The following is a 16,098-nucleotide window of genomic DNA, read 5'->3' as shown; positions in this document are numbered from 1 at the left end:
GGCAGTGAGTTTGAGAACCTGACGTTCAGTCCCGATGAAGTGGTCACCGCGATTACCGATGACACCGATACCGTCACCGTGACCCTGACCGCCACTCCGACCACCAGTGAAGATGGCGGCTCGATTACCTACACCGCCACTCTGACCAATGCCGATGGTTTGCCGGTTGCCGACCACAACGGTCTGACCGTTAATCTGGCCAACCAGCAGCAGATCACCATTCAGGCCGGTGCCACCAGTGGCACGGTGGATCTGGCCATCGATCGGGATGATGTCTGGGTTGAGAACGGGGATACGGTTTCCAACAGCATTACCGGCGTCACCGGTGGCAGTGAGTTTGAGAACCTGACGTTCAGTCAGGATGCAGTAGTCACTAACATCACCGATGACAGCGATACCGTCACCGTGACCCTGACCGCCACACCGACCACCAGTGAAGATGGCGGCTCGATTACTTACACCGCGACTTTGGCTAACGTCGACGGCTTGCCGATTGCTAACCACAACGGTCTCACCGTCACGCTGGCCAACCAGCAGCAGATTACCATTCAGGCCGGTGCCACCAGTGGCACGGTGGATCTGGCCATCGATCGGGATGATGTCTGGGTTGAGAACGGGGATACGGTTTCCAACAGCATTACCGGCGTCACCGGTGGCAGCGAGTTTGAGAACCTGACGTTCAGTCAGGATGCAGTAGTCACTAACATCACCGATGACAGCGATACCGTCACCGTGACCCTGACCGCCACACCGACCACCAGTGAAGATGGCGGCTCGATTACTTACACCGCGACTTTGTCTAACGTCGACGGCTTGCCGATTGCTAACCACAACGGTCTCACCGTCACGCTGGACAACCAGCAGCAGATTACCATTCAGGCCGGTGCCACCAGTGGCACGGTGGATCTGGCCATCGATCGCGATGATGTTTGGGTCGAGAACGGTGATACGGTTTCCAACAGCATTACCGGTGTCACCGGCGGCAGCGAGTTTGAAAGCCTGACGTTCAGTCCGGATGAAGTGGTCACCGCGATTACCGATGACACCGATATCGTCACCGTCACCCTGACCGCCACACCCACCACCAGTGAAGATGGCGGCTCGATTACCTACACTGCCACTCTAACGAATGCCGACGGCCTACCGGTTGCCGGCCACAATGGTCTGACCGTCAATCTGGCCAACCAGCAGCAGATCACCATCCAGGCCGGCGCCACCAGTGGCACCGTGGATCTGGCCATTGATCGGGATGATGTCTGGGTCGAGAACAGGGACACGGTCTCCAACAGCATTACCGGCGTCACCGGCGGCAGTGAGTTTGAGAACCTCACCTTTACGTCGGAGGAAGTGGTCACCGCGATCACTGATGATCAAGATGAAGTGACGATCACGCTGACCGCGACACCGACCACCAGTGAAGATGGTGGATCGATTACTTACACCGCGACTTTGTCTAACGTCGACGGCTTGCCGGTTGCCAATCACAATGGTCTGACCGTCACGCTGGCCAACCAGCAGCAGATCACCATCCAGGCCGGTGCCACCAGTGGCACTGTGGATCTGGCGATTGATCGCGATGATGTCTGGGTCGAAAACGGGGATACGGTTTCCAACAGCATTACCGGCGTTACCGGCGGCAGTGAGTTTGAGAACCTCACCTTTACGTCGGATGATGTGGTCACCACCATCACCGATGATAACGATCCCGTCATAATCACCCTGACAGCAACCCCCAACCCGGTGATTGAAGGTGGAGTGATTACCTATACAGCCACTCTGTCGAATGCTGACGGGTTACCTGTCGATGGGCATGATGGAGTGAGTGTTGACTTAGCGAATGGTCAAACCATTACCATTGCGGCAAACAGTGTGAGCGGAACAGTCAACTACATTGTTCCCGACGATAAGCTGGTTGAAGCTGGTGAAACCATCACTAACCGGATTACCGGTGTCAGTCCAGTAACCCCCAACCAGTTTGAACAACTCCTTGGCGACACTGCCGAAGTCACAATCAGCATTACCGATAACGACTTTGCCCCAACCAACATCTCCGGCGCTGTAAGCGTCTCGGAAGAAGGGCTGTCCAATGGCATCCTCGACGACGATGGTCAGCCACTTAACCCCGGCGAACCAGGAGATACAACCAATAACGCATCAGTAACCGGAAAGGTTACCTTTGATGATCCGGATGGCGTACTTGCGGATATGAGTGTGGGTTGGGACTTTGATCCAGTCACATTCTTGCTGAACAACCCACCAGCCATAGAGTCCGGTGGTTCACCCATTACCTGGACGGTTAATTCTGCGGATACCTCACAGCTGATTGGCTCCATCGGCACAGGCAGTAATACTGAAACGGTGATGGTCGTGACACTGGATCCTGTTACTGCAGGTTCGGCTCCCGGCACCCAGGATTTCGAGGCTGGTTACACCGTCACCCTTAGTAAGCCTGTCGATCATCCACTGAATAGTGTTGAAGATATCTCCCAACTTGATTTTGGCATCAAGGTGACTGATGGCTCGAACACTACCGACGGCACCTTAACCGTTAAAGTAGAAGATGATATGCCGGTCGGCGGTGATGTCGTGCAGGATATTGTTATCCCGCCAGTGCATACCAACCTGACGATCATTATTGATAGATCCGGAAGTATGGATGACCCTTCCGGCGTTATCGATCCGAACGACACAAACCAAGGGCAATACACACGTTTTGCCCTGGCGAAACAGACTGTCAACAAGCTGGTCGATGAGTATGCCAACTACGGCAATGTCATGGTCAAGTTGGTCATGTTTGAAAGTGTTGCCTTCTCTCCTCAGAACGTATGGGTTGACGCAGCAACAGCGAAAGCATTCATAAACGGTCTTGATGATCTTTATGGTGATGGCGGTACCGATTTTGATGATGCTCTGGAAGAAGCCAAAGCCGCTTTCCTCCAGTCTGGTAAATTTGTTCCTGACACGGATACTGTCGTCAACAATGTCTCCTACTTCCTTTCGGATGGCGTACCCTGGTCTGCCGGTGATGACATAGATGGACCTGAAGAAACGGCATGGATCAACTTCCTTGCTGATCCTCAGGGAGATCAATCTCAACCGCCCATAAACTCCATTGCAATCGGGTTAGGCACAGGTCTTAGCAAAGATGACATAAACCCTGTCGCCTATAATGCGCAGGACAACAACCCTGCGACTCGGAATACGGATGGCATCATTATTGATGACCTTAACCTGCTGTCCGATGAAGTCGAGAAGACTATCTCTATCCCGCCCACTAACGCCAACCTGATAGGTGTTCTCCAGCAAAATGGTGAGACCTCAGGCTTCGGAGCGGATGGCGGGTATGTGAAATCCTTTACCGTAACCATTGATGACAATGGTACCGATAAGGATGTGATCTACACCTTTGATGGCAACCAGATCACCAATGATCACAACAGCGATGTGATTGCCGGGAATGAACTGTCGGTTCTGACTTCAGAGAACAGCAGACTGAAGGTCAATATGAGTACGGGGGAATACACCTTTGCGCCTTCCAGCAAAGCCGCTGATCTGACCTCCGAAGAATTCTCCTTCACGCTGATAGACAACGATGGCGATGGTTCAGAAGGTACTCTGACAATTCGCGTTGTTCCCGAAGCGCCGGTGGCAGAAGACTTCACCATTCAGAACGTAAATACTGGCCTGTCAGGCTCAGTAGGCTTTGAGCCGCACGTCACCGACTATGACGGTAACGATGATGATCTGATCATACAGTTGACCTCCCTGCCGGAATCGGGATGGCTTTACCATACCGATGCCTCTGGCACAGTCAAAGTTACTGACGAGATGCTTCGCGGTGGAGCTGATCAGCAAAACTTCACGCAATCTGGATTGCATTACGAAGCCGATCCGATGTTGCCACGTATCGCCATTATTGGTGATACCGGCAGCGCCGAACGAACCGAATTCACCAGCTGGGGAATTTCTGGCGAGGGTCAATCATCAGGATCGCTGAATATTGGCGACGGACAGTTTATCGAGCTGCAAGCTTCCGCTGGCCATGTGTTCGGAATTGTTGATCCTGACAATAACCAACGGGGCGGCGGACTTGGCATTATCTCCGAATACAATACCGACGGTACGCCATCCAGCCCGGATATTAATAAGCCCGACGAAAGGATCACGGCATCCTTTATCGGTCTGATTGCCAAGAGTGTCACCCTGACTGTGGATGGCCTTGGCAGTTATTACGACTGGATGAATGATGACGGCACTGACAAGCAAGGTGTGGAGCGGGTTGAGATTAAGGTCTTTGATAAGTCCGGCACATTGATCGACCCGGCCACTTTGATTGTAAGCGTGGACGGTCCGGACAACTGGAGCAAAGAGGGTGGCAGTATCTTTGTCACCAATAATGAATACGCCCCAGATAACCTTGCCCGTATTGTCGATATCACCACCACAGTCGCAGGCCAGACCATTGACAGCATTGAGTTTGGAATTGAAGGCGCAGTGGAAGGAACGGATGCCCGTACCGGCTCCTTTGAACTGCGTAATATCCAGCTGAACTCCGGGCTTGATGACTCCTTCAACTATGTCGCCATCGATGCTGATGATTTCGTCAGCAATGAAGCGACCGTCACTGTGGATACCAGTGGTTACCTCTTTAAACCTCAGGTTGGCAACAATACTGAGGATGCCTTAACCGGTGACAGCGGGGTTAATAATCGGCTGTCTGGCCTGGATGGCAACGATACCCTGACCGGAGCCGAACTGGTTGATGTGCTGATTGGCGGGCGCGGCAGTGACACGCTGACAGGCGGAGACGGCAAGGATTACTTTGTCTGGGACAGCGGCGATATCGTCAGTGGCACCCCGCAATCCGATAACGTCACCGACTTTGCGCTGGCCGGAAACACCGATGGACAGGCTGCTGACGCCCTCGACCTGCGCAATCTGCTGAAAGATCTTCTCGACAGCGGTAACAGCCTTGAAGACCTGATCCAGATAGCCGTCGATGCCTCCGGCACAACTATCAGCTTCACCGACTCTTCCCTGGCGGATCTGACCATCACCCTTGATGGACAGGATTTGCAAAAGTGGGATGACAGTAACTACACGGTCACTGTCGACGGTAGTAATCAGGTGACCAATGAATCCGAGGTGCTCACCGCACTCATTAACAACGGACAACTGCTCGTCTAATCCAAACACAGATAAAAAATAATAATCTCAAGGAGAGATGCTATGAAAATGCAAAAAAACAAAGGATGGTTAGCCGTTGTTCCTTTCCTCGCGTCCACGCTCGCTATTGCCACCAGCAATGTGCAGGCGGCAACATTAACCGATGTCGTTAATAACGCCATCGCCACCAACCCGGAGGTGCTGATCCGTAACAGTGCGGCCAGCGCCAAAACCGATGAGGTTCGTCAGGCGCGCTCAGGTTATCTGCCAGAGGTGAACCTCACTGCCGGTGCCGGTTTTGAAAACAGCCGCAACGCCACAACCATTGGCAACAACGATAACCCTTACAGTGCCACCAAAGATCAAAACCGCACCCGTCGAGAAGCCGCTATTACCCTGCAGCAGATGATCTTTGATGGTTTTGCCACCAGCAGCGAAGTGGATCGCCAGAAAGCCCGTAAGCGGGCCGCAGACTTTGAAGTCTGTTCCAGTGCAGAAGATATTGGTCTGCAGGCCACCGAAGCCTATACCAATGTGATGAAAGAGAAGGCGCTGGTCGCGAATGCCCAGGCCAATGTGGATGAACACGAACGGATCGTCGAGCTGATCCGCCAGCGTGGCAACAGTATGGGTACGGAAGCTGATGTAGCTCAGGCGGAAAGCCGGCTGCTACTGGCTCACGCCAATCTGATTTCTGCTGAAGCCTCTCTGCGGGACAGCAAAACCGTGTTTCAGCGGGTTGTGGGCAACCTGCCTTCACAGTTTATGAAGCCCGGTGCGCCCAGCGGATTGCCCGGCACGGCAGATCAGGCCGTCGCCATGGCTGAGCAACATCATCCGATTATGAAAATCACCAAAGCCGATGTGGCAGAAGCCCAGGCTCAATATGAAGCCAGTAAGAGTGCGTTCCTTCCTACCTTCACGGCGGAACTGGGTGCCGATTGGGGCAAGGACCAGAATGGCGGCAAAGGCACCACGTACAACCACACCGCTATGGTGAGAATGTCGTTTAATCTCTACAACGGTGGTGCAGACAGTGCCCGCAAAAGCCAGACCAGCAAACTGATTAATGAAGCTATGGAGATTCGCAACCGGGCTTCCCGTCAGATTACTGAGGAAGTGCGTCTCTCCTGGGTCGCTGTTGATTCCGGCGCTAAACGACTGGTGCAGCTTAAGTCATACGAAAGCAATGCCAAAAAAGCACGCACACTCTATAGCGAACAGTTTAAAGCCGGGGCCAGAACCCTGCTGGATCTGCTCGACAGCCAGAATGAATACTTCTCGGCAGGTAACTCCCGGGTGCGTGCCGACTACGACCACCTGTACAGCCAGTACCGGTTGCTGCACAGCGAAGGTTTGCTGCTACGTCAGCTGGAAGCCTCGCTGCCGATGGATAACCGCTGCGGCCTGACCGTGGCACAAATATAGAGCCGGACAAACCCGGCGCGAAGTAATAAGATAGCCCTGAGCGAAAGTTGCCCACTCTGGCGAGAAAGGATGTGGGCATGTTCATGGAAAGAAGAATAACTCTCTGGAAACACACAACATGAAAAATATAGGGATCAGGCTCAGCTCCGTGGGCCTTCTTATCGCACTGGTCAGTGGCTGTGCATCAATGAGCTCGTTTGAACGTGAGGCCCTGTGCGTCGCGACCGGTGCCGCAATCGGTGGTGGTGTTGGCGGTGCCGATGACGGTGACAATGCGGTGAAAGGCGCGATTGGTGGCGCTCTGGTTGGTGCTCTGGTCTGCCATATGATGGATGGGGATGCTGACGATGATGGCGTAAAGGGCAGCGCTGATCAGTGCCCTGCGACTCCGCTGGGTGTTGCCGTTGACAGTAATGGCTGTGCCCTGAAGAAAGAAGTCGCTTTTGCTGAGCCTGCTCCTCAGCCTGTTGAACCGGCCCCACTGGATACCGATGGTGACGGTATTGTCGATGCCAATGACCTGTGCCCCGGAACACCGGCCGGCTCTGTGGTTGATGGTAAAGGCTGTCCACCAGTACAGAACATCGTTCTCGACGGTGTGAACTTTGAATTCGACTCCGCCATACTGACGGCCGCGGCCAACAAACTGCTGATCCAGCAGGCAGACGTCCTGAAAGCCAATCCGGCAGCCCGTATCAGCATCACCGGCCATACCGACAGCTTTGGTTCTGAAAAGTACAACCAGACTCTGTCGCTGCAGAGAGCCCGTGCTGTGCGCAACTTCTTTGTTGATCAGGGCATCGACAGCCGGATCGTCACCGTCTCCGGAGCCGGTGAGCTGGAACCTGTTGCCGATAACCTCAGTGAGCCAGGCCGGGCCAAGAACCGCCGGGTTGAGCTGAAGGTGATTCGCAAGGGTCAGTAAAGACCCCCATGCCTTCCGTTAGCGGGAAGGCAGTGATCGGTTTCCAACCTGAATCACTGCCTTCCCGCTGTCATTTTAATACCCAAAGCCACACTAGCCGCTCAAAACACAACCACAAGATGTAGTGTTACCCGCCTGCTAAAGCCTGTTTACAAAACGCAAACCAAAAAATCTATAAAGTCCTAGCCTGCGATAACAAAATTTTATAAATACAAAAACCCGAATCGGAACCGGGGTTCCTGCAATTGGGCATCCGCCTAAAGCGCCTAACTTGCGCAGAAGTAAACACTTACATGGCTGTTTTTTGCACTCTCAGAGACACCTGGTCAGGTTCGGCCGTCAGCTTGCAATAACCGGCATACCGCATTATCTTGTGTAGAGAAACAATAAAAACACAACATTTAGTGCCCCAACACGGAACACAGCGGGCTTTGAAACAACCGATTCAGTGCAGGGATCTGTATTAAAGGGCTCTCCACCCTCTACAAGCCATAAGCACAGTTCAGCGGTTGATTCTCTGACAGACACAAGCCAAAAGTGACATGTTCAGCTCTGTTTTTTCAGAACTGGCCGCCCTTCCCTTGTGCCTGAAAAGAGCCCCTTAATATTCCAAACCGGCACTTCAGCTACTTTATTTGTGGCTGTGTAGTTATAAGACCGTTGCTGACGCCGTCAGCAGAACCACTACATATAGTGCTCCCCAGCAGCACACAACAGGGTAATAGGCAGGGCATGAGCGAAACTCTTCAGGTCACCAAACGAAACGGACAGCAGGAAGCTATTGACCTTGAAAAAATTCACAAGGTAATCACCTGGGCAGCGAAGGGACTCAACAATGTGTCTGTCTCCGAGGTGGAGCTGAAGGCACATATCCAGTTTTACAACGGCATCCCGACCACCGAGATCCATGAAACCCTGATCAAGTCAGCGGCCGATCTGATCTCCATTGATGCCCCCGACTACCAGTATATGGCGGCCCGCCTGGCCATTTTCCATCTGCGTAAAAAAGCCTTCGGTGAGTTTGAGCCTCCGCAGCTGTACGACCATGTTGTCCGACTGGTGGAACTGAAGAAATACGACGCAGCCCTACTGACCGATTACACCCGGGAAGAGCTCGACGAGATCAACGGTTTTATCGACCACAGCCGGGATATGCACTTCAGCTACGCCGCAGTAAAACAGCTGGAAGGCAAGTATCTGGTCCAGAACCGGGTGACCAAAGAATATTATGAAAGCCCGCAGTTCCTGTATGCCCTGATTGGGGCTAGCCTGTTCAGCGGCTACCCGAAAGAGACCCGACTGGACTTTATCCGTCGTTTCTACGATGCCACATCCCAGTTCATGATCTCACTGCCAACACCGATCATGTCCGGCGTGCGAACTCCGACTCGCCAGTTCAGCTCCTGCGTACTGATTGAGTGTGGTGATTCCCTGGATTCCATCAATGCCACTGCCAGTGCCATTGTGAAGTATGTCAGCCAGCGGGCTGGCATTGGCATTAACGCCGGCCGCATCCGTGCCATCGGCAGCCCGATTCGCGGCGGTGATGCTTTCCATACCGGTTGTATTCCGTTCTATAAGTACTTCCAGACTGCAGTGAAGTCCTGCTCCCAAGGCGGAGTCCGTGGTGGTGCAGCCACCCTGTTCTACCCGCTCTGGCATCTTGAAGTCGAAAACCTGCTGGTATTGAAGAATAACCGCGGCGTGGAAGATAACCGGGTACGTCATCTGGATTACGGCGTGCAGTTTAACCGCCTGATGTACCAGCGTCTGATCAAGGGCGGCAATATCACCCTGTTCTCGCCAAGTGATGTACCAGGCCTCTACGATGCCTTCTTTGAAGATCAGGAAAAGTTCGAGGAGCTGTACGTCAAATATGAACAAGACGGCAGCATCCGTAAGAAGACCTTAAAAGCGGTCGAACTGTTCACCCTGTTTGCCCAGGAACGTGCCAGCACCGGTCGCATCTATCTGCAGAACGTCGATCACTGCAATACCCACAGCCCGTTCGATGCCAAGGTCGCACCGATCCGCCAGAGCAACCTGTGTCTGGAAATCGCCCTGCCGACCAAGCCACTGGAAGATATCCACGACGAGAACGCCGAGATTGCCCTGTGTACTCTGGCTGCCTTTAACCTTGGCAAGGTCGATGGTCTGAACCAGCTGGAAGAGTTGTCTGATCTGATCGTCCGCGCTCTCGACAGCCTGCTTGATTACCAAGATTACCCGGTCGCAGCAGCACGTAATGCCACCATGGGTCGTCGACCGCTGGGTGTGGGTGTCATCAACTACGCCTACTATCTGGCCAAGAATGGTGCCCGTTATTCTGATGGTTCCGGTAATGCTCTGACGCACAAAACCTTTGAAGCCATTCAGTACTACCTGCTGAAAGCTTCCAACCAGCTGGCTAAAGAGAAAGGCGCCTGTCCGAAGTTTAACGAGACGCTGTACAGCCAGGGCATTCTGCCAATCGACACCTACAAAAAAGAGCTGGACGAAGTCTGCAATACCGAACTGCGTCTCGACTGGGAAAGCCTGCGGGAAGAGATCAAGACCCATGGTCTGCGCAACTCCACCCTGACGGCACTCATGCCGTCCGAAACCTCTTCGCAGATCTCCAATGCCACCAACGGTATTGAGCCGCCGCGCGGTTTCGTCAGCGTGAAAGCCAGTAAAGACGGTATTCTCAAGCAGGTGGTGCCGGAGTCCGACACACTTCGTCACCATTACGAACTGCTGTGGAACATCCCGAACAACACCGGCTACCTGCGGCTGGTCGCGATTATGCAGAAGTTTGTCGATCAGACCATTTCCGCCAACACCAACTACGACCCAAGTCGCTTCGAGGGGGGCAAGGTGCCGGTGAAAGCGATGCTGACTGACCTGCTGAATGCCTACAAACTCGGGGTGAAGACCATGTACTACCACAACACCCGGGATGGGGCGAGCGACGCCCAGCATGTCGAGCAGGAAGACGATGGCTGTGCCGGCGGCGCCTGCAAGATCTGATTGCGCCCCAGAATGACTTTGTAAACTATTCATCCACTGACGGTTAATGCAGGGCTCCTGAAACGGGCAGCCCTGCAGGAAGAACACAAACATGGCTTACACCACGTTTAACCAGAATAATTTTGATGCCACCAAAGAGCCGATGTTTTTCGGCCAGAATGTCAATGTGGCCCGTTATGATGTCCAGAAGTTCTCGATCTTTGAGCAGCTAATTGAAAAACAGCTGTCGTTTTTCTGGCGCCCGGAAGAAGTGGACCTGTCCAATGACCGCAGTGACTTTGCCAAGCTCCCCGAGCATGAGCAGCACATCTTCCTGAGCAACCTTAAATACCAGACTCTGCTGGATTCCATTCAGGGTCGCTCCCCGAACGTTGCCCTGCTACCGATCGTCTCCCTGCCAGAGCTGGAAACCTGGATTGAGACCTGGGCGTTCAGTGAAACCATTCACTCCCGCTCCTACACGCATATTATGCGTAACGTACTCACCGACCCTTCCAAGGTGTTCGATGACATCATCAGTAACGACGCCATCGTTTCCCGGGCCACAGCGATCACTCGCCACTACGATGCCCTGATTGAAGGTGTACAGCTGTACAGCACCTTTGGTGAAGGTGAGCACACCATTAATGGCGAAACAATTACTGTCTCCCGCCGGGATCTGAAAAAGAAACTCTACCTGACTCTGGTATCAGTGAACGTGCTGGAAGCGATCCGCTTCTACGTCAGTTTTGCCTGCAGCTTTGCTTTCGCCGAGCGCGCCACCATGGAAGGTAATGCCAAGATCATCAAGCTGATCGCCCGGGATGAAGCCCTGCACCTGACCGGCACCCAGCATATGCTGCAGCTTATGGCCTCCGGCCGCGATGACCCGGAAATGGCCGAGATCGCTACCGAACTGAAAGACGAAGCCCGCCAGATCTTTATTGATGCGGCCGAGCAGGAAAAAGAGTGGGCAGCCTACCTGTTCCGTGACGGATCCATGATCGGTCTGAACAAAGAGATCCTGGCTGACTATGTCGAATACATCACCACCCAGCGTATGCTAGCGGTTGGTTTCGAGTCACCGTTTGAGAACAAGCAGAATCCACTGCCGTGGATGAGCAGCTGGTTGAACAGTGATAATGTGCAGGTTGCACCGCAGGAAGTGGAAGTCAGCTCTTATCTGGTTGGCCAGGTTGATAGCGATGTCGATACCGACGACTTCAACGACTTCTCTCTGTAAACGCGGTTGACCCTATAAGGGCTAGCTCCAATAGGGGTTAGCTCCAACAAGGAATAGCTCCATGGCAAATATTGTAAAGATTCAGGATGGTTACAGCTTTCTGCCCCGTGCGGAAGCCACCCTGCTGGAAGCACTGGAAAGTGAAAATATTGCCATGGAGTACCAGTGTCGCCAGGGGTACTGCGGCTGTTGCCAGATCAAACTGATTGACGGGGATGTCGAGTATCAGGAAGAGCCGCTGGCTTTCGTACAGGAAGGGCATATTCTGCCCTGCTGCTGCAAAGCCAACAGTGATGTGACCGTCGCCCTGCCCCAGCCCCTGACAGAACTGCAACAGCGCAAGGCATCAGCCTGAACGACTGGCATAAAGAGCAACAGTTGCCAGTCGTCAGCGTCTCTTTTATGCTTCGTAAAGAGTGTTGACACCACTATAGAGGTACGTACAATTCCGCACAATTCATCTTAAGGCTGATTAATCAAAAGCATCCAAAGCCTTGAGAGAGCGAGAATAAAGACTGGTACAACCAGCTGATAATAACGTACGTCCCACGACCATAAACACCGACGGAACCCGAACGTTTTATGATGGCAGCACAGACTTCCTCCACTTTTCAGCGCCGCTGCCTGCCGGAGATAATTTATTTTTTTGAAAAAGCCCCTCTATTCAGGGGCTTTTTTTTGGCTGAAAAACCATCAGCCAGTCGAACTCCCCTCATCACCACCCAACCTGCAACCTGCTGTAAGACCCGACCGACATTCCACAAAGAACAAGGACTGTGTCTTATATCTGAAGCACGCAGGCTTACAATGCCCAATGGACAGGTACGCACACAATGAGCAACCCGCTTTACCAGAAGCATATCGTCTCCATCACTGACCTTACCCGGGATGAACTGGAGCTGATCGTCTCAACGGCCGCCACGCTGAAACAGGTGCCCAACCCGGATTTGCTGGCTGGGAAGGTGATCGCCAGCTGCTTCTTTGAAGCTTCCACCCGTACCCGCCTCTCCTTTGAAACTGCGGTTCAGCGCCTGGGCGGAACCATTATCGGTTTCGCCGATGGCGGCAACACCTCGCTAGCGAAAAAGGGTGAAACCCTGGCTGACTCCATCCAGGTTATCTCCTCCTATACCGATGCAGTGGTTATGCGTCATCCACAGGAAGGCGCAGCCCGTCTGGCCTCCGAGTTCTCGTCTTCACCGATCATTAACGGTGGTGACGGCTCCAACCAGCACCCGACCCAAACCTTGCTCGACCTGTTCAGCATCTATGAATCCCAGGGTACACTGGATGGCTTGAAAGTGGCCTTCTGTGGTGACCTGAAGTACGGCCGCACCGTTCACTCCCTGGCTCAGGCGCTCTGCCACTTTGGCGCCGAGTTCACCTTCCTGGCCCCGGATGAGCTGTATATGCCGGACTACCTGTTGCAAGACTTTGCCGATGCCGGCATCAGTTTCAAGCGAGCGGAAGACTTCCATGAAGTCGCCCATGAAGCGGATATCATCTACATGACCCGCGTTCAGAAAGAGCGCTTTGACGAGACCGAGTACAAACATCTGGCCTCCCGCTACATCCTGACCGCAGAGCACCTGAAAGAAGCCAAGCCGAACATGCGCGTTCTGCACCCGCTGCCACGCATCGACGAAATCACTGTTGATGTAGATCGCACGCCACACGCCTACTACTTCGAGCAGGCTGAAAATGGTGTGTACGCCCGGGAAGCCCTACTGGCTCTGCTGCTGAACGAAAACATTTAACCGGCGCACTTTCAGGAATTTTCAGGAGATTCAGAAAACATGGTTGAGAAGAAAAAACTCCAGGTTGAAGCCATCGGCACCGGTACAGTTATCGATCACATCCCGGCCGGTCAGGGCGTCAAAATCCTCAGTCAGCTGCAGCTGCTGGGCACCGACCTGCGTATCACCGTCGGTTTCAATCTGCCCAGCAAGGAGCTGGGCCTGAAAGATATTATCAAGGTGGAAAACCGCCTGTTTAATGAGACCGAAGCCAGCGAGCTGGGGCTGTTCGCACCTCAGGCCACCATCAACGTGATTGAGAACTATGCCGTTCGTGCCAAGTTCAAGATGAGCGTGCCGGAGAAGCTGGAAGGGGTGTTTGAGTGCCCGAACTCCAACTGCATCACCCACAACGAGCCAGTGCAGAGCTCCTTTGCTATCAAGGAACGTAATAACGATATTCAGCTGAAATGCCGCTACTGTGAGAAGAGCTTCAGCAAGGATATTGTTGCCGGTCTGTAAACCTGCCGATCCCCATGCCGGCCGGTTCGGCATGGGGTTTAGATAACCGAGTTTAATTAAAATTAATTTCCTTTATTCCAAAAGCCAATATACCCCCTCCTTTCGCTGATTTTCCCCGTTTTTCGGGAACTCAACCCCAGCCCGGCTTTCCAATAGTGTGTAACAAGTGTGAATCTTGATAGTGATGCTTCAGGAGTGAGTCATGAGCGGAATTAACTTTCCCAACAACATGCCCCCGACTGGCCTCAATAATATCAATACGGCCATGGCAAATTTCGAGGAAGAGAAAAGCTTCTTTGCCTTGATGTATGTGGTCATCAGCCCCAATACCCGTCGCTGGGTTCGGCGCCGCCGCACCCGTGCCGAGCGAGAGCGGGAAAGATCATCCCTTGGCCGGGTGATCCGTCGCTTTCAGGCAGAAGGACAGATGCTCAAGAAGCACAATCCTCAGCAGGATGATTACTACGTCGACGAATATTAACTCGCCCGACTGTCGACAAGAGCCCCCACTCCACCGATAATGCTGGACAGACATTTAATAGCATTTTATAGCAGCATACTCTCAGCCTTCCTAAAGCCTGTAGAAACCTATCTGCTGCGCAACTTTTCGACTAAGGAAAGAACCAGGTTTGAGTGGTTTTCTAAATATCTTCAACCGGTCCAAGCACCGGAACAACCAGGGCAAGGATGCGCCGCAGAGCAAAGCATCTGGCTCACAGGCCCCCGCCTCTGGAAAAAAAGCCGCAGGATCCCGCAACGAAGGCAACAAAACCCGTCGCAGCCGTCATCCCCATCGCAAGAACCGTCCAGCCAAAGTGGCTGACCAATCCTGGGATCTCGGCCAGTTTCAGGTACCGGAAGAGCCGGGCAAGGCCCGCTTCCATGACTTTGATCTGCCACTGCCTCTGATGCACGGCATTGCCGATCTTGGTTTCAAATACTGCACGCCTATTCAGGCTGAAGTTCTGGGCGCTACCCTGCAGGGCCGTGATGCCATCGGTAAGGCCCAGACCGGTACCGGTAAGACCGCCGCCTTCTTGATCGCCACCATCAAGCAGTTGATGGAAATTCCAGCCCCGGATGAACGCTTCCTGGGTGAGCCCCGCGCCCTGGTGATTGCACCAACCCGTGAGTTGGCCATGCAGATTCACAAGGATGCTCAGGCGCTGACCAAGTACACCAACCTACACTGCGTGATGGTTGTCGGTGGTATGGATTACGAGAAGCAGCGCCAGCAGCTGCAGAAAGAGTATGTCGATATTCTGGTGGCAACACCGGGTCGTCTGCTCGATTACTGCGAGCGCCGGGATATCTTCCTTGATCTGACCGAAACCATGGTGATCGACGAAGCCGACCGCATGCTCGATATGGGCTTTATCCCACAGGTTCGTCGTATTATCCGCTCGACTCCACGTCCAGGTGACCGTCAGACCCTGCTGTTCTCTGCGACCTTCAGCGAAGACGTTCTGCGCCTGGGTGAGCAGTGGACCTGGAACCCGCTCAAAGTAGAAATCGAGCCGGACAGCGTGGCGACGGATACTGTGGATCAGCAGGTATGGATTATCAGCTCCGAGCAGAAGTATCAGGTTCTGTGCAACCTGATCACTCGCCAGAACCTGGAACGGGTGATAGTGTTCACTAATCGCCGTGACCAGACTCGCCGCCTGACCGAGAAGCTGCGCAAGGATGGTCTGAAAGCCGATATGCTGTCCGGCGATGTGCCTCAGAAGAAGCGAGTAAAAACGCTGGAAGATTTCCGTTCCGGCAAGCTGCGTATTCTGGTGGCCACCGATGTGGCTGGTCGTGGCATCCACATCGATGGCATCTCCCATGTGGTGAACTACAACCTGCCGGAAGATCCGGAAGATTACGTTCACCGTATCGGCCGTACCGGCCGTGCTGGAACCTCAGGTACTTCTATCAGCTTTGCCTGTGAGGATGACTCCTTCCTGATTCCAACTCTGGAAGAGCTGCTGGGCGATCGCCTGAGCTGCACACCTCCTCCGGAAGAGTTGCTGTAGCACTCAAGAACCGCTCTCACTCTCTTCAGAAGGCTGTTGACCCCAACAGCCTTCTGCTTCCAAATTCAA

Annotated in this window: 10 protein-coding genes; all 10 read left to right on the top strand. The window is 53.5% G+C overall.

The annotated features are described in order from the left end of the window. Positions 1-5,187: immunoglobulin-like domain-containing protein (locus EHSB41UT_RS21470; RefSeq protein WP_133060608.1), on the top strand; the 5,187-nt coding region annotated here is incomplete at its 5' end. Between the two features lie 42 nt (positions 5,188-5,229). Then, positions 5,230-6,594, top strand: a complete 1,365-nt coding sequence (locus tag EHSB41UT_RS21465; RefSeq protein ID WP_087112908.1) for a TolC family outer membrane protein — start codon at positions 5,230-5,232, stop codon at positions 6,592-6,594. Between the two features lie 118 nt (positions 6,595-6,712). Next, a complete protein-coding gene (locus tag EHSB41UT_RS21460) occupies positions 6,713-7,519 on the top strand; it encodes an OmpA family protein (protein ID WP_242667388.1) in 807 nt (268 codons plus the stop codon). Between the two features lie 732 nt (positions 7,520-8,251). Further along, a complete protein-coding gene (nrdA, locus tag EHSB41UT_RS21455) occupies positions 8,252-10,528 on the top strand; it encodes a class 1a ribonucleoside-diphosphate reductase subunit alpha (protein ID WP_087112907.1) in 2,277 nt (758 codons plus the stop codon). A 91-nt stretch (positions 10,529-10,619) separates the two neighbouring features. Beyond that, a complete protein-coding gene (nrdB, locus tag EHSB41UT_RS21450) occupies positions 10,620-11,750 on the top strand; it encodes a class Ia ribonucleoside-diphosphate reductase subunit beta (protein WP_087112906.1) in 1,131 nt (376 codons plus the stop codon). A gap of 61 nt (positions 11,751-11,811) precedes the next feature. Further along, a complete protein-coding gene (gene yfaE, locus EHSB41UT_RS21445; protein ID WP_087112905.1) occupies positions 11,812-12,105 on the top strand; it encodes a class I ribonucleotide reductase maintenance protein YfaE in 294 nt (97 codons plus the stop codon). 478 nt (positions 12,106-12,583) lie between these two features. After that, on the top strand, positions 12,584-13,507 hold the full coding sequence (pyrB, locus tag EHSB41UT_RS21440; protein ID WP_087112904.1) for an aspartate carbamoyltransferase: 924 nt from the start codon (positions 12,584-12,586) through the stop codon (positions 13,505-13,507). Positions 13,508-13,546: 39 nt separating this feature from the next. Further along, positions 13,547-14,008, top strand: a complete 462-nt coding sequence (gene pyrI, locus EHSB41UT_RS21435; protein WP_087112903.1) for an aspartate carbamoyltransferase regulatory subunit — start codon at positions 13,547-13,549, stop codon at positions 14,006-14,008. Positions 14,009-14,210: 202 nt separating this feature from the next. After that, positions 14,211-14,489 (top strand): hypothetical protein, encoded by a 279-nt coding sequence (locus EHSB41UT_RS21430; RefSeq protein ID WP_087112902.1) that lies wholly within the window; start codon positions 14,211-14,213, stop codon positions 14,487-14,489. A 334-nt stretch (positions 14,490-14,823) separates the two neighbouring features. Beyond that, positions 14,824-16,029 carry an ATP-dependent RNA helicase RhlB gene (gene rhlB, locus EHSB41UT_RS21425; RefSeq protein WP_415837422.1) on the top strand — a complete coding sequence of 402 codons (1,206 nt, stop codon included), beginning with the start codon at positions 14,824-14,826 and terminating at the stop codon, positions 16,027-16,029. The last annotated feature ends 69 nt before the right edge of the window (positions 16,030-16,098 follow it).

This window comes from Parendozoicomonas haliclonae, assembly GCF_900174585.1.
Lineage (GTDB): Bacteria > Pseudomonadota > Gammaproteobacteria > Pseudomonadales > Endozoicomonadaceae > Sansalvadorimonas > Sansalvadorimonas haliclonae.
The sequence above is the reverse complement of the archived record's forward strand: the minus strand, read 5'-3'. Positions and strand labels throughout refer to the sequence as shown.